Raw genomic sequence first — 14,519 nt, 5'->3', positions numbered from 1 at the left:
GCCGGTCGGCAGAGTCGGCGGAAGTCGGCAGGCTCCGGGGGCGGCGGGGGGGGGCGGCCCGTGCCGGTTCCTCAGTCGAGGTGATCGGCGATGAGGGCGGCGAACTCGTCGGGCGTGGCCAGGCGGATCCCGAGGCTCTCGGCCTTGGCCCGCTTGGCGCCCGCGCCCTCCCCGGCGACGACGAGGGTGGTCTTCTTGGAGACGCTGGAGGAGGAGCGGCCGCCGGCCTGTTCGACGAGTTCGTTCATCCGGTTGCGGCTGAGCTTCTCCAGGGGGCCGGTCATCGCGCCGGTGACGACCACGGTCATGCCAGTCAGCGGGCCGCCCCCGGTTTCCCCCGCGGCTGCTTCGGCGCCCGGCAGGGTCCCGGCCCTGTCGGTGCCGTCGGCCGGCTCGCCGGTGACGTGCGCGTCCGGGACGGGTGGGGTGGCGCCGGGTTCGGTCATGTTGACGCCGGCCGCGACGAGTCTGTCGATGAGCGGCGCCAGTTCGGCCAGTTCGGCGACGATCGAGGGGGCCTTCTCGGTGCCGATGCCCTCGACCCGGCGCATCGCCTCCGCGTCCGCGGCGCGGATGTGGTCCATCGTCGCGAAGTACCGGGCGATGCGGCGGGACATGGACCGGCCGGTGCCGCGGATGCCGAGCGCGCACAGCACCCGTGCCAGCGGCCGGCCCTTGGCGGCGTCGAGGGCGGCGAGGAGGTTGTCGGTGCTGGTGTCGCCCATCCGCTCCAGGCCGAGGAGCTGCTCGCGGGTGAGGGTGAACAGATCGGCGAGGTCGGTGACGAGGCCGGCGTCGACGAGCTGGACGACGCGGGTGTGACCGAGGCCCTCGATGTCGAGCTGGTCGCGGCCGGCCGCGTAGGACAGGGCGGCCACCAGATGGCAGTTGCGTCCGTTCTCGCAGCGCCAGCGCTGCTCGCTGGTGTCGATGCCGGAGCCGCAGCGCGGGCAGACCGCGGGGAAGACGATGGGCTGTTCTTCGCCGGTGCGCAGATGGGCGACGGGAGCTTCGACGCGCGGAATGACGTCGCCTGCCCGGTGGACCATGACCTGGTCGCCCAGGCGCAGGTCACGACGGGTGATGTCGGCCGGGTTGTGCAGGGTGGCGTAGGTGATGGTGGCGCCGTCGATCTCGACCGGTCGCAGGACGGCACGCGGGGCGATGATGCCGGTGCGGCCGACGTTCCACTCCACCTCGAGCAGCCGGGTGATCTTCTCGACGGCGGGCAGCTTGTAGGCGATCGCCCAGCGTGGGGCGCGTGAGCCCGAGCCCGCCGTGCGCTGGTCGGCGGCGAGGTCGGCCTTGATGACGATGCCGTCGATGCCGAACGGCAGGTCGGCCCGCCGGGCGGCGATCTCCTGCACGCGGGCCAGCACGCCCGCGACGGTATCGGCAGTGCTGCCGGGTACCGCGGTGGTGGCGGTGGTGTTGATCCCGTAGGCGGCGGCCTGCGTCATCAGCTCGCTGTGCGCGAGTTCCGCCAGCCGGGCGGCGAGCGCGGTGCCGGTGCCTGGCAGGGGCAGCAGACCGTACCCGAAGAACGTCATCGGCACGGTGTAGGCGCGTTCCCTGGCGCGCAGGCTGCCCGCCGCCGCGCCACGCGGGTTGGCGAACGGCTGCCCGCCGTGCGCGGTGCGCACCTCGTTCGCGTGCTCGAACTGGGCGGTCGTCATCAGGACCTCGCCCCGGACCTCCACGGTGACCGGTTCGGCCAGCTCGACGGGGAGTCCCTCGATCGTGCCGATGGCGTGCGAGACGTCCTCCCCGGCCGTGCCGTCCCCGCGGGTGATGAGCCGTGCCAGCCGGCCGTCCGTGTACCGGGCGGCGACGGCGAGCCCGTCCAGCTTCGGCTCGATGCCGAACCGCTCGATCTCGTGGCCGACGCGCCGGGCCAGGGAGGCGGTCCAGGCGGTGAACTCCTCCGGTGAGAACACGTTGTCCAGGCTCAGCATCGCCACCGTGTGCGGGACGTCGCCCTCCACGGCACCACCGGCGACCTTCCCCGTCGGGGAGCCGGGCAGCACCTGCTCGGGATGGTCCGCCTCCCAGGCGGCGATGCCTCGGACCAGCCGGTCGTAGGCGTCGTCGTCCAGTGCCGAGGTCCCGTCCGCGTAGTAGGCGGCCGACGCCGTCACCGCGTCCTCGACCGCCTGCGCGTAGGCGGCGGCATCCATGATCACAGCTGCGGGTGTTGTCATGCCGGTCATCCTGCCCGCCCCCACTGACAACGGCCCTTCCCCGGCTGGTACCAGCTGTTACCATCGGGGAATGGCGAAGACACAGAAGGGCTGGCGGGTCGACGACGAGATCGCGGAGCTGGCCACGGCCCGGGCCAAGGACCGCGGCATGAGTGTCGGCGACTACATCGCCGCTCTCGTGCGGGAGGACGCCGACGGGATGCGGCAGCGCGGCCTGGAGGCGGCGCGTCGCTTCCTCGACGAGCACCAGGCGGTGTTCGACGAGGCCGAGGACGGCGACCGTCGCGCCCGGGGGGCGCACGCCGCGTAATGGAACTGCACATCGACGTTCCCTGGATCCTGCAGGTCGCGGAGGTCGCCGGCGCGGCCGACCCCTCCCCGGAGGACTACGGGGTCCCCGTGGCCGCGGTCGCCTGTCACCGGGCGGAGCTGCTGGACACCCCCGTCTACGACGGTCCCTACGCCCGTGCCGCCGCGCTGGTGCACGTTCTCGGGCGCTGCCGCTGGCTGGAGCGTTCGAATCTGGCCGTGGCCGCCGCGACGGGGGTGATGTACCTGGAGGCTTCCGGCATCCCGGTCAAACCCGCGCGCGAGGACGCGCTCGCCCTGCGTGACCTGTTGCGCGATCCCGCCTGCAGCGCCGCCCGGATCGCCACGCTGCTGCGCGGCTGGCCCCGGGCGAGCTGAAGGCGCGGCCGGTCCTTCCCGATCCCGGCGTCGGCGTCGGCTCCGGCTCCGGCGTCGGTGGGAGGAAGGAGATCAGGCGGGCGGCAGGGGGTCCAGGTCGAGGGTGGTGTGCTGGGTCGACAGGCCCTCCACGCTGACCAGGGCGCAGGCGAGGACCCTGCCCCGCCACACCCTGCTCACCGGGAGGTTCTGGCGCGGGATGAGCGGATACCCCTTCGGCTGGAAGGAATTGCCCCCGTTCGGCCCGACGCTCACATGGACGTGGTTCATGTACCGGATGCCGGTGTCGACGTCGAGGAGCACCGGGTGCCGGAAGGCCTCGGCCATGTCGAATCCGTGGCGTTCCTTCTCGGGTCTGACGTCCTGGTACTCGGTCACTTCGACGAGGTGGCCGACCGGTATCGGCGCCGGATAGTTGACTGCGAGGGGCACGCTCATGGAGCGCACGTTACCCCGCGCGGATCACCTTCCCGCACACGGTCGGCCCGGACGCCGGCGCGCGACCCGGCCGGCCTCAGGCCTGCGGCGCCGTGAAGTAGTCGCCGTGCGTGAGGTCCTCGATCAGGGTGGGCCGGCGGGGTGACCAGCCGAGCAGCTCCCGGGTGCGGGCGCTGGAGGCGGGGCCGTCGAAGGCGTAGACACGGGCCATGAACGGGTTACCGAAGTGGGTCACGGCCTCGTCGGGGGTGACCGACGCGGCGGGCAGGCCGAGGCCCCGGCCGATCGCCTCCGCGACGCTGCGCAGGGTGACACCGCTCTCGTCCACTCCGTGCAGCACACTGCCCGCGGGTGCCTTCTCCAGGGCCAGTCGGAACAGAACAGCCGCGTCCCCGCGGTGCACCGCGGGCCACCGGTTGGCGCCGTCCCCCACGTAGGCCGACACCCCGGTACGCCGCGCGGTGGCGACGAGCATGGGGACGAAGCCGTGGTCCCCGGGTCCGTGGACGGTGGTGGCGAGGCGGACCACGACGGCGCGCACGCCCCGGGCGGCGAGGTCCAGACAGGCGCGTTCGCCCGCCACACGGAAGGCGGCGAGACCGGCTTCGTCCGGCGCGTCCCGCTCGCCGCCCACCCGGCCCTCGGGCAGGACGAGCGTGCCGGAGGTGACGACGAGCGGCCTGCCCGACCCCTCCAGGGGACCGCCGAGCGTCTCGATCGCGGTCCGGTCGCGCCTCGCCATGTCGTCGAGGTCGGAGAAGTCGCCGCCGTAGGCCATGTGCAGGACGCCGTCGGCCGCCTCGGCGCCGCCGCGCAGGCTGTCGAGGTCGTCCAGGGATCCGCGGTGCGGTGTGGCTCCGAGCGCGCGCAGCCGGGCGGCGGCGGTGTCCGAGCGCGCCAGGGCGGTGACGGTGTGGCCGCCGGCGAGGAGCTCGCTGACGACGGCGGGACCGGTCTGGCCGGAACCACCGGTGACGAACACATGCATGGACATCTCCTGGACACGTCAGTGACTGGCACCTCTTAGTGCCAGTCACTGACGTTACGTAGCGCCAGTCACTGGCGTCAAGTAGCGCCAGTCACTGACACACCGGTATGGTGACCGGGTGCCACGCAGCGGAGCAGAAGCGCGTCGCCGCCTTCAGCAGGCGGCCCTGGAGCTGTACCGGGAACGCGGATACGACCGGACCACGACAGCCGAGATCGCCGCGCGCGCCGGCGTGAACGAGCGGACCTTCTTCCGGCATTTCCCGGACAAGCGCGAGGTCCTTTTCGACAGCGAGGCCGACCTGCGGGACGCGTTGGTGCGCGCCGTGGCGGAGGCGCCCGAGGGCCTGCGGCCGCTCGACGTGCTGCTGCGCGCCTTCCGGATGGCCGGACGCATTCTCGAGGAGAACCGTCCGTTCACCGAACCACGGCTGGCGATCATCGCGGTGACCCCGGCACTCCGCGAACGCGACACGGCGAAGGCCGCCTTGCTGGTCGAAGCGCTGACGGAGGCACTGCGGCGGCGCGGCGTCCCCGCCCGGCTGGCCGGCCTCGCCGCGCAGACCGGCTGGGGCACCTTCCACCACGCGGCCCAGGCCTGGATCGACGACCCCTCTCAGGACCTGCAGACGCATCTCCTGCGCGCCTTCGACGACCTGCGCGAACTCTCCGGGGCGCCCCGGCCCGCACCGGCGCGGGCACAGACCCGGGCCGAGACAGAGCGGTAAGGCCCGCCGACGAGCACCCGCTTCCCGGGTTCGCCGAGGGTGACGGGTGGGGCAGGGAGCCGACCGTGGTGCCCAACTCCTCCCAGCCGGCTCCGACGACCGGCGTCAGGCCAGTCGGCGGGCGAAGCAGACGGCCATGGGATGGCCTCTGTAGGGGCCGTAGCCGTCGGTGCGCCGGTAGCCCTCGCGGTCGTAGAAGCGGATCGCGTCGGGCTGTTCGACGCCGGTCGACAGCTGGACGGTGTCGGCCCCCCGTTGTCGTGCGTGGTCCTCCAGTGCCCGCAGGAGGGCCGTGGCCACGCCCGTGCCGCGGGCGTCCGGGGACACGTACATGCGCTTGACCTCCCCGGTGCCGTCGGGCAGCAGGCGCAGGGCCCCGCAGCCGGTCGCCTCGCCGGCCGCGTCCCGGGCGATCAGGAACACGTCGACGGTCTCCGCCGTCGGTCTGTCGGTCTCCTGGTCCGGGATGCCGTAGCGGGCGGCGAGTTCCTTCTCCATGGCGGCACGGAGGCGGGCGCCGTCGGCGCTGTCCCAGGGCTCCGGCGAGAGGGTGAAAGTCACGGCACTCCAGTCGATTCGTACGGGCGGTCGGAGCCGGCCGGTCCGGCCGACGCGGCGGTTGTCCTGCGGTGATCCAACCAGCGACGACGATCACTTCGGTAATGCCGATGCGGCAGCACCGCGCATGCCGAGCCGGCATGCCCGGCCCGCGCTGCACGGGCTCGTTCCGCCGCCATCGGGGGTCAACCACCCGGACGGGCCCAGTGGTTGCGTGCGTGTTCCACGAACTCCTCGGCCATCGGGTGGGCACCGTGCGCCGGCATCGCGATCTCCAGACTGCTCCCGGAGAGACCGTCGACCGGCCGGACACCGAGCCCCGGGAGCACGGTGTCCGGCAACGTCGAACCGTGGACGAAGGCCACGGCCCGGCCGAGCACGACGGCGGCGAGCACACCGGTCGCGTTCCGTACCAGGGGGCCGTGCCGCCGTGGGCGCCGGTCGACGTCCGCGCCGGTCCAGTGGGCCGCCTCCCGCGATGTCATGCCCGCCCAGTGGGTGACCGGCTCGTCCCGCAGGTCAAAGAGTGTCAGCCTCTCGCGGACCGTCAGGGGGTGGTCGGCGGGCAGCAGCACCATGCGGGGCTCGTGGGCGAGCCGGGCGACGACCAGTCCGTCCAGGTCGTGGCGGTCCCGCAGGAACGACACGTCCGCCGCACCGGTCCGCAACTCGTCGGTCTCACAGAGCCATTCGCGGGGAACGACGTCGACCCGCATGCCCGGACGGGCCGCCTCGAACGACCGGGTCGCCTCCCTCACGGCCACGACGTCGCACGACGGGGCGGTCACGGTCAGGGTCCGCGCCGGGGACCCCGTGCCGCGCACGCGGTCGAGAGCCGCCCTGGAACGGTCCACCAGCGCGTACGCCTCGGTGAGCAACGCGGCCCCCGCGGGCGTGAGTTCGGTGGCATGGGAGCGGCGCACGAAAAGGGGGACGCCGACCGTGCGCTCCAGCGCCTTGACCGCCCGCGACAGCGCCGGCTGGGTCATCGTCAGCCGGCGTGCCGCCCGCGTGATACTGCCGGCCTCCGCCACGGCGATGAGATACCTGAGGTGTCGCAGTTCGAGATCGGGCACGAACGTGACGGTAGGCGATACGTTCGGCTCGCGAGCGACGAACGCGCAACACCGTCTCACCCGATGCTGTATCCGTCCCACAACGGTCCGCCGGCGGCGTCCAGTGCCCGGGTCACGGCGGCCTCGAAGCCCTTGATGTCCCCGTCGGTCGCCTCCCTGGCGGCCTCGTACAGCGCGTGGTGGAGGTCGGGCTCGGCGGCGGCCAGTCGTCGCGACAGCCACTTGCCGCCGCCGAGCCAGTGCCCGCCGGCCAGGAGGACCAGCTCGGAGGCACGCTGCAGCAGGTGCGAGACGAGGTACAGCCGCTCAGCGGGGTCCGCGCAGCCGCGCAGGTCGTCGAGCAGATCGGTCACGATGTAGCGCAGGTGGTCGCGCTCACCGTCCGAGAGCGGGGGCGGACCCGCGGCCCAGCGGCTGCGGGCCTCTGCCTGGAGCGAGGCGCCCAGTCCGTCCTCGTCGAACAGCAGCGTGCCCTCGGCGCACATCGCGAGCAGCGGCGAACTGCGCTTGGCGGTCTCCTTGTCGGCGAAGTCCCGCCAGACGGCCTCCGTCTGCAGGAACAGCTCGGTGGGCCAGCCCCGGTGCACCAGGTTCTCCCGGCCGGGGGCGGGCGGCCCGTCCATGAGGACCACGATGTCCAGGTCGGAGGTGGGCGTGCGGCGGTGGGTGAGCACGCTGCCGGCGAGGAAGGCCGTCCGCGCGGTGGGGAACCGGTCCCGCACCAGTGCGCGGGCGGTGGGCAGGGGTTCGTCCATCCGCGCAGCCTACGTTCCGGCGCCGTCCCCGGTGGGCGGGGGCCGAAACCCACACCGCCGCCCCGGTGAGCCCGGCGGGCACCGACATCTGCCGCCGGTCGTCCGCCCCTGATCGGGCCGGGCCGGGCCGGGCCGGGTCAGCGGGCCAGGGAGGCGGCGTCGCCCATGACGATCATCGGCTTGCGGGACGGGTCCAGGGCGCGCAGCAGTTCCTTCATGTGGTCCCTGGCGATGCTGACGCATGCCTGAGTGGGGCCGTGGTGGTCGACGTGGACCCAGATGCCGCCGCCCTTCGCGGCGCCCTCCGGGCGGGTCCAGTCCAGCGGGGTCGTGCCGGGCTGCCGGTTGTAGTCGATCGCGACGACGTAGTCGAAGGAGCCGGCCAGCGGTTCGCCCCGTGAGCCCGTGCCGGCGATCCGGAACCCGGTGGAGCGGTCGTAGGGCAGCCGGGTGCCGGGGTCGGGCAGCAGGCCGCCCGCGTCCGTGAGGGTGAACGCGCCCACGGGGGACCGCAGGTCGCCGATCCGGTGGTCGTGGGTCCAGCCCTTGAGCGCGTTGTGGGCCGGCCAGGATCCGGTCGTGGGCTCCCAGCCGTCGGGGGTGCGCCGGTAGAGGCGGGCGGTGGCGGTACTGCCGTCGCGGTCCGTGCCGGTGACGAGGAGGACCTGGCTCGTGGAGTCGGGGACCCGGGCGAGCATCTCGGGTCCCACGCCCGGCAGGAGGCGTTCCCCGCGGACGCTCCTTACGGCGACGCCGGGTCGGCCGGCGGCGGTCGTGGGCGTGATGCGGCCGGCGGGCCGGGCCTTGCCTGCGGTGGTGTCCGAGGGAACGGCGCAGCCGCACAGGAGGAGTACGGCGCCGACGGTGACCGCGGCGCCGTAGCGGATCGGCCGGGGCGGGAGGGACAGAAGGTGCGGGAGGTGGGCGGGGCGGCGCAGGGGCATGGCGGGGGAACCCTTCGAGGGCGACGGATGTGCGGGGTGGTGCAGTCGGGTGGCGACCGCGGTTCGCGGCGTCAGCCGTGACGGGCCGAACCGATGAGTGCCTCGGCCTGGTCGAGGACGTCGCCCCAGGCTTCGGCGGGGCCGTTCGGGACGGTCTCGATGTCGAAGGCGCGCACGGTGTTCCGGCGGGGGGCGACAGTCGGTGACGAGGTCGGGCCGTGGGCGTCCTCGTCCGCCGGGCGGGCCGGGGGCTCGCCCAGGCAGATGCTCACCCGGAGTGCGGACCGGGCCGGCTTCGGTGCCGGCAGGACCAGGGCGGCGTACTGCAGTTTTCCGCCCAGGCTCCGGCAGGCGTCGCCGGGTGCGGGCGCCGGGGTGAGCGGGGTGCCGGGCGGTGCGGTGGGTTCCTCGGCGTGGGAGGTTCTGGCGTCGGGGGTTTCGAAGGCGACGAGGGCGCCGCCCCGCACCAGTTCGGACAGCGGCGCGCAGGTGAACGTGTCCACGGTGCCGGTGGTGTCCCGGCCGCAGGTTCCGGGGACCCGGTCGGCGTCGAGTGGCTGGACGGCGGCGTAGACCACGGCGCCGCCGTCACCGCGGGGCACGGCGAGCGCCTGCCACCCGGGCGGCAGCGTCAGGGTGAAGCCCGAGTCCGTGGTGAACCGCCGGTCGTGGGCGCCCGCTCCCGTCGGCGGGGAGGCCGCCGGCAGCGCGGTGTCCGGCGGTGTCCCTGGCGAACCGGTGCCCAGCCAGAGCGCGAGGCCCGCCGCGGCCAGCGCGCCCGCCGTCGCGGCCCGCGTCCGGCGACGGCGCCGGACGCGGCGCCGCACCTGTCGCATGCGGTCGGCCGGCGCTTCCAGGTGCGGGACCGACCGCCGCAGCAGCACCCGCAGTTCGGCGTCCTCGCCGGTGTCCGTCAGGTCGTGGTCAGGCACGCGCCCGCCCTCCGCCCGCGGTGAAGGCCGACGGTGCGCTCCCGGCCGACGGTGCGTCCCCGGCGCCGGGCCCGAGAACGTCCGGGTGCCGGTCGCCGAGGGCGGTGCGCAGGGTACGGAGCGCCTTGACGCTCTGGCTCTTGACGGTGCCGGGCCCGCAGCCCATGATCTGCGCGGTCTCCTCGACCGAGAGGTCCTCCAGGTAGCGCAGCACCAGCACGGCACGCTGCCGCCGGGGCAGACTTCTGACCGCGGCGGCCAGTGACTGTTCCAGGTCCACGGCGGCGAAGGGATCCCCGCCGGTCGAGGGCCGGTCGGGCAGTTCGCCGTGGGGCACCTCGCCCCGCCAGCGGCGCTGCCACCACGAGGCGTGCGTGGTGACGAGCGTCTTGCGCACATACGCCTCCGGGTGCTGGTCGGCGATCCGGGGCCACTTGGGCCACACCTTCGCCAGCGCCGTCTGCAGCAGGTCCTCCGCCTGGTGCGGGTCCCCGGTCAGCAGCCACGCCATGCGCAGCAGGCGGGGTCCGCGGGCTGTGACGAACGTCTCGAAGTCCCGCGCGCTGCCGCTGTTGCCCATCGCGCCGGTCATGCCCCCGCCATCGTGCCCGTGCCGTCCGTATGTCGCTCACACCAGGTGAACGGGGTGGGGGCCGCGCGGGGTTGCCCCGTGCGCCGGGGAAGTTCGCGGCGGGCGGGCGGTGCCGTCGGTCACCCGGCCCTCACCCCGCTCTCACCCGACCCGTGCGGCGATGGTCCGCGCGCACTCCATCGCCTCCGTGCGTGTGGTGTCCACCTCGAGGTCGTAGGTCACGCCCCGGTGGACCAGGTCCGCCTGGGCCGCCGCCATTCCGGCGGTACGGTCGCCCCGGGCGATCTCGCGCCCCGCGGCCACCGCCGCCTCGCACCTGACGCCGACCCACAGCACCGGCAGTCCGCCCAGGGCCCGCTGCCACCGGCGCTGCGAGTGGGCGCCGCCGAGGAAGACCTCGTCGACGACGATCCGGGCGCCCGCGCGGGCCATCGCGGCGACTCCCTCGATCCATGCCGCTTCCACGGCGCGGAACGCGGGGCCGACGCTCACCTCACCGTCGTCGGCGAACCCGATCCCGTCCCCCGCGGTCCGCAGGGCCGGCGGCAGCGCCTCGACCAGTGTGTCCGTCCCGAGGGCGAGCCACGGACCGGGCAGCACCGTCTGCAGGCACCGCGCGATCCCGGACTTCCCCGAGCTGGAGCCACCATTGAGGACGATCACCTGAGCCGGCACGCCGCCACTGTAGAGGCCGCGGGCTGCCCGCACACGACGGACCGGTGCGGCACGCGACGGCGGAGCGGTGCGGCCACCGCCGTCCGCCGCGTCCGGATCGGGGTGCGCGGTGGTCAGTCGCGGCCCCGGAACGTGGCGCGGTAGGCGGTCGGGGAGACCCCCAGTTCGGCCCGCAGGTGCAGGCGCAGGGAGTCGGCGGTGCCGAAGCCGGCGTCGGCGGCGACCTCGTCGACGGGGAGGTCGGTGCGCTCCAGCAGGGTGCAGGCGCGCTCGACGCGCTGCCGGACCAGCCAGCGCCCCGGGGAGGTGCCGATCTCCTCACGGAAGCGCCGGGTGAACGTGCGGACGCTGGTGGCCTCCCGGTCCGCCAACTCCCGGAGGGTGAGGGGCCGGTGCAGGTTGGCGAGGGCCCAGGCGCGGGCCCGGCCGGTGGAGGAGATCGCCGGTTCGGGCAGCGGCCGGTTGATGTACTGGGCCTGGCCGCCGTCGCGGTGCGGCGGGACGACGGTGGCGCGGGCCACGTCGCCCGCGACGACGGCGCCGTGGTCGGCGCGGATCATGTGCAGGCACAGGTCGATGCCCGCGGCGGCGCCGGCGGACGTCAGGACGCCGTCGTCGTCGGTGTAGAGGACGCCGGGGTCGAAGGCGACGTCCGGAAAGCTCTCCCGGAACAGCGTGGAGGAGCGCCAGTGGGTGGTCGCCCGCCGTCCGGCGAGGAGGCCGGCCCGGGCCAGTACGAACGAGCCGGTGCAGATCGAGGCGATCCGCGCGCCGGGCCGGACCCGGGCGAGCGCGGCGGTCAGCGCGGGGTCGAGCGGGCCGGCGTCGGCGGCACGGTCGCTCTCCGCTCCGGGCACGAAGACGGTGTCCGCCTCGGCCAGCGCCTCGGGACCGCGGGTCACGGTGACGGCGAAATCGGTGTCCGTGCGAATCTCGCCGGGCACGAGTGCGCAGGTGAGGACCTCGTAGAGCGGGGTGCCGGTGTCCGTGCGGGCCTGGCCGAACAGCCGGTGGACCAGGCCCAGTTCGAACGGCAGCATCCGGTCGCGGACCAGGACGGCCACCCGGTGGCGGCCGTCGGCCGCGAAGACGGTCATGGCCCGATCTTCGCACATGTTGTCCATCGGGCCAGTCGTGGCGGCATGGGTGCCGCCCGATGATCGGAGCCATGAACATTCTCTGGGTCATGGCCCATCCCGATTCCCGTTCGCTGACCGCACACCTCGCCGCGGAGGGCCGGCGCACGCTCCTCGCCGCGGGTCACGACGTCGAGGTCTCGGACCTCTACGCGATGGGCTGGAACCCCGTCGTCGACGCCGCGGACTACGCCCACGACCCCGCCGAGCGGCTCCATGTCGCGGCCGCCGCGAAGAAGGCCCACGCCGCCGGCGCGCTGAGCGCCGACATCCGGGCCGAGCAGGACAAGCTCGACCGGGCGGACGCGCTCGTCGTCCAGTTCCCGATGTGGTGGTTCCAGATGCCCGCGATCCTCAAGGGCTGGTTCGACCGGGTCTTCGTGCAGGGCTACGCGTACGGTCTGAGCGGGCCGGACGGGCGGCCGCTCGGCTACGGGGAGGGGTTCCTCTCCGGCAGGCCCGCACTGGTCGTCGTCAACGCGGGAGGCCCCGCCCGCTTCTACGGCGCGCGGGGCATCCACGGTGACCTCGACGAACTGCTGTTCCCCCTGCAGCACGGCACGCTGTTCCACTCGGGCGCGAAGGTGCTCCCGCCGTTGCTGGTCCCGGGTGCCGACCGGTACACGCCCGAGGACGCGGAGAGCGCGGCCAAGGAGTTGCGCGAGCGTCTGCTCACCCTGTGGACGACCGAGCCGATCCCGTTCCGCCCGCAGTACGGCGGGGACTACGACGCCGACCGCGTCCTGCGGCCGGACGTCGTGCCGGGTCGCACCGGCCTCGGCGTGCACCGCGCCTGAGGCCGGGCGCTCCCAAAGATGCGCGCGGGCCGATGCGGGAGCCGGCCCGTACCCGTGGGGGCCCGGGCCGGCGCGGGTGAGCGCCGGGTCACTTCCCGTGCGGGTCGGCCGCGTTGATCGCCCGGACGACCTCGGCGTAGTCGCCGCGGGACTCGCCGTGGCGCAGGAACTTCACCTGCTCGACCAGGATCTCCCCAGCCTCGGACCGCGCCTCGAGCAGTGCGACGGTCTCGCTCACGTACGCGTCCAGCGGCATGGCGTGTTCGTTGGTCTCCTGCCCCGGCAGGAGTGCGGTGCGGACGGACGGCGGTACCAGTTCGACGACCTTCACCGAGGTGCCGGCGAGCTGCAGCCGCAGGGACTCGCTGAGCATGTGGATCGCCGCCTTGGAGGCGTTGTAGCTCGGCGTGACCCGGAGCGGCGCGAACGCCAGTCCCGAGGAGACGGTCATGATCGTGGCGTCCGGGCGGGCCTTCAGGTGCTCGACGAACGCGGCGATCAGGCGGATCGGGCCGAGCACGTTCGTCGTCACCGTGGCTTCCGCGGTGGCGAGGAACGTCTCGGGGGCGCGCCAGTCCTCCACGTGCATGATCCCGGCCATGGTGACGAGGACGTTGAGGTCGGGATGGTTCGCGAGCACCGTCTTCGCCGCGGAGGCGATGCTCGCGGGGTCCGTGGTGTCGATCCGCACGGTGTCGATGCCGGGATGCTCCGCGGCGATCCGCTCGAGCAGGTCGGCGCGGCGGCCGCCGACGACGACGGTGTTGCCCCTGGCCCGCAGTTCGAGGGCGAGGGCGAGACCGATGCCGCTGGTGGAGCCGGGGATGAAGACGGTGTTTCCGGAGATGTTCATGCTCCGACTGTCGTCCGTCCGTCGGCGCGGGTGCAGAGACCCCTTGTCGGGGGATCGGCGGTCCCTGGCAGACCTGGCCGGGCGCGCGTGACAATCGGGGCATGGACCGTGCAGCACTCGCCGATTTCCTCCGTCGCCGCCGGGAGGCGCTCCAGCCGGAGGACGTCGCGCTCCCCGCGGGCGTACGGCGCCGCACCCGGGGTCTGCGGCGCGAGGAGGTCGCCTCGCTCGCCGTGATCTCGACGGACTACTACACCAGGCTGGAGCAGCGGCGCGGTCCGCAGCCCAGCGAGCAGACGCTGGCCTCGCTCGCCAGAGCCCTGCGCCTGACGAACGGCGAGCGCGACTACCTGTACCGGATCGCGGGGCACAACGCCCCCGCGTTCCTGTCGGCCTCGACGCACGTGGCGCCCGCACTGCAGCGGGTCATGGACCGGCTGGAGGACACCCCGGCGCTCGTCCTGTCCGACCTGGAGGAGACGCTTCTCCAGAACAGGATGGCCACCGCCCTGTTCGGTGACGCCTCCGGCCACACGGGTGCGGCGCGCAGCGCGATCCACCGCTGGTTCACCGATCCCGCGGAGCGACTGATCTACCCCGAGGCCGACCGGGAGCGGCAGAGCCGTTCCCGGGTCGCGGGCCTGCGCGTGTCGTACGGGCTGCGGGGGCCGCGGTCCCGGGCGGGCGACCTCGTGCGGCTCCTGCAACGGACGAGCGCGGAGTTCGCCGAGCTGTGGGAGCGGCACGAGGTCGCCCGGCGCTTCGAGGACCACAAGACGCTGCTGCACCCCGAGCTCGGCGCCCTCGAACTGCACTGCCAGGCACTGTTCACCGAGGACCAGTCGCAGACACTCCTGGTGCTGACCGCCCCGCCGCACACCGAGAGCCACGAGAAGCTGCAACTGCTCGGTGTGCTCGGCCTGAACCGTTTCGCCGGAGCGGAGGGCGCTGCCGGGCCGCGCCCGGGCACCGCCTGACGACGGCGGCCGGCCCGCGTCCGGGCTGCGCCTGACGACGGCGACACCCTGGCGCCGGGCAGAGGAACGGATCGGGAACGAGAAGGGAAGCGGAGCCTCCACTATCGAGAATGCGCAGGGATGGTTCCCGCCGGGGCAAATGCCCCGGAGTCCCGTTCCCGGCGTGACGGTCGACTCTCGCAC

General features: G+C 73.8%; 17 protein-coding genes. 5 read left to right on the top strand and 12 right to left on the bottom strand.

Going from position 1 to position 14,519, the window contains the following annotated elements; genetic code table 11:
• Window positions 1-71 precede the first annotated feature (71 nt).
• The gene (ligA, locus tag QFZ64_RS34590; RefSeq protein WP_307071440.1) at window positions 72-2,201 is read right to left on the bottom strand and encodes an NAD-dependent DNA ligase LigA; all 2,130 of its coding nucleotides are present in this window, start codon (window positions 2,199-2,201) and stop codon (window positions 72-74) included.
• A gap of 70 nt (window positions 2,202-2,271) precedes the next feature.
• Between ligA and QFZ64_RS34585 the strand changes: the two genes are divergently transcribed.
• Entirely contained in the window at window positions 2,272-2,511 is a 240-nt protein-coding gene (locus QFZ64_RS34585) for a hypothetical protein (protein ID WP_307071439.1), read from the top strand.
• Window positions 2,511-2,888: a fic family toxin-antitoxin system, toxin component gene (locus tag QFZ64_RS34580; protein ID WP_307071438.1), complete on the top strand. Its 378-nt coding sequence runs from the start codon at window positions 2,511-2,513 to the stop codon at window positions 2,886-2,888. The genes QFZ64_RS34585 and QFZ64_RS34580 overlap by 1 nt, the downstream gene beginning before the upstream one ends.
• Window positions 2,889-2,960: 72 nt before the next feature.
• On the opposite strand, the gene QFZ64_RS34575 is transcribed toward QFZ64_RS34580, so the two are convergent.
• A complete protein-coding gene (locus QFZ64_RS34575; protein ID WP_307071437.1) occupies window positions 2,961-3,326 on the bottom strand; it encodes a hypothetical protein in 366 nt (121 codons plus the stop codon).
• 76 nt (window positions 3,327-3,402) lie between these two features.
• Entirely contained in the window at window positions 3,403-4,314 is a 912-nt protein-coding gene (locus QFZ64_RS34570) for an SDR family oxidoreductase (protein ID WP_307071436.1), read from the bottom strand.
• A gap of 118 nt (window positions 4,315-4,432) precedes the next feature.
• Here QFZ64_RS34570 and QFZ64_RS34565 point away from each other — a divergent pair, with 118 nt between their 5' ends.
• The gene (locus QFZ64_RS34565) at window positions 4,433-5,041 is read left to right on the top strand and encodes a TetR/AcrR family transcriptional regulator (protein WP_307071435.1); all 609 of its coding nucleotides are present in this window, start codon (window positions 4,433-4,435) and stop codon (window positions 5,039-5,041) included.
• Between the two features lie 105 nt (window positions 5,042-5,146).
• Here the strand turns inward: QFZ64_RS34565 and QFZ64_RS34560 are convergent, their stop codons facing one another.
• The 8 genes from QFZ64_RS34560 to QFZ64_RS34525 all read right to left on the bottom strand — a co-directional run bounded on the left by QFZ64_RS34560 (window position 5,147) and on the right by QFZ64_RS34525 (window position 11,697).
• The gene (locus QFZ64_RS34560) at window positions 5,147-5,602 is read right to left on the bottom strand and encodes a GNAT family N-acetyltransferase (RefSeq protein WP_307071434.1); all 456 of its coding nucleotides are present in this window, start codon (window positions 5,600-5,602) and stop codon (window positions 5,147-5,149) included.
• Between the two features lie 182 nt (window positions 5,603-5,784).
• Window positions 5,785-6,675 carry a LysR family transcriptional regulator gene (locus tag QFZ64_RS34555; protein WP_307071433.1) on the bottom strand — a complete coding sequence of 297 codons (891 nt, stop codon included), beginning with the start codon at window positions 6,673-6,675 and terminating at the stop codon, window positions 5,785-5,787.
• A 56-nt stretch (window positions 6,676-6,731) separates the two neighbouring features.
• Entirely contained in the window at window positions 6,732-7,430 is a 699-nt protein-coding gene (locus QFZ64_RS34550) for a nucleotidyltransferase domain-containing protein (RefSeq protein WP_307071432.1), read from the bottom strand.
• A 137-nt stretch (window positions 7,431-7,567) separates the two neighbouring features.
• Window positions 7,568-8,374 (bottom strand): hypothetical protein, encoded by an 807-nt coding sequence (locus QFZ64_RS34545; protein WP_307071431.1) that lies wholly within the window; start codon window positions 8,372-8,374, stop codon window positions 7,568-7,570.
• Window positions 8,375-8,445: 71 nt separating this feature from the next.
• Window positions 8,446-9,306 carry a hypothetical protein gene (locus QFZ64_RS34540; RefSeq protein ID WP_307071430.1) on the bottom strand — a complete coding sequence of 287 codons (861 nt, stop codon included), beginning with the start codon at window positions 9,304-9,306 and terminating at the stop codon, window positions 8,446-8,448.
• Window positions 9,299-9,898 carry a SigE family RNA polymerase sigma factor gene (locus QFZ64_RS34535; protein ID WP_307071429.1) on the bottom strand — a complete coding sequence of 200 codons (600 nt, stop codon included), beginning with the start codon at window positions 9,896-9,898 and terminating at the stop codon, window positions 9,299-9,301. The genes QFZ64_RS34540 and QFZ64_RS34535 overlap by 8 nt, the downstream gene beginning before the upstream one ends.
• Before the next feature lie 141 nt (window positions 9,899-10,039).
• On the bottom strand, window positions 10,040-10,573 hold the full coding sequence (cpt, locus tag QFZ64_RS34530; RefSeq protein ID WP_307071428.1) for a chloramphenicol phosphotransferase CPT: 534 nt from the start codon (window positions 10,571-10,573) through the stop codon (window positions 10,040-10,042).
• 113 nt (window positions 10,574-10,686) lie between these two features.
• Entirely contained in the window at window positions 10,687-11,697 is a 1,011-nt protein-coding gene (locus QFZ64_RS34525) for a GlxA family transcriptional regulator (protein ID WP_307071427.1), read from the bottom strand.
• A gap of 44 nt (window positions 11,698-11,741) precedes the next feature.
• On the opposite strand from QFZ64_RS34525, the gene QFZ64_RS34520 reads away from it, so the two are divergent.
• Window positions 11,742-12,506, top strand: coding sequence for an NAD(P)H-dependent oxidoreductase (locus QFZ64_RS34520; RefSeq protein WP_307071426.1), 765 nt, complete (start codon window positions 11,742-11,744; stop codon window positions 12,504-12,506).
• An 88-nt stretch (window positions 12,507-12,594) separates the two neighbouring features.
• On the opposite strand, the gene QFZ64_RS34515 is transcribed toward QFZ64_RS34520, so the two are convergent.
• Window positions 12,595-13,359, bottom strand: coding sequence for an SDR family oxidoreductase (locus tag QFZ64_RS34515; protein ID WP_307071425.1), 765 nt, complete (start codon window positions 13,357-13,359; stop codon window positions 12,595-12,597).
• Window positions 13,360-13,460: 101 nt separating this feature from the next.
• Between QFZ64_RS34515 and QFZ64_RS34510 the strand changes: the two genes are divergently transcribed.
• Window positions 13,461-14,336 carry a helix-turn-helix transcriptional regulator gene (locus QFZ64_RS34510; protein WP_307071424.1) on the top strand — a complete coding sequence of 292 codons (876 nt, stop codon included), beginning with the start codon at window positions 13,461-13,463 and terminating at the stop codon, window positions 14,334-14,336.
• Window positions 14,337-14,519 lie beyond the last annotated feature (183 nt).

Source organism: Streptomyces sp. B3I8 (assembly GCF_030816915.1).
Lineage (GTDB): Bacteria > Actinomycetota > Actinomycetes > Streptomycetales > Streptomycetaceae > Streptomyces.
Note: the sequence above shows the minus strand (reverse complement) of the source record. Positions and strands in the feature narration are given on the sequence as shown.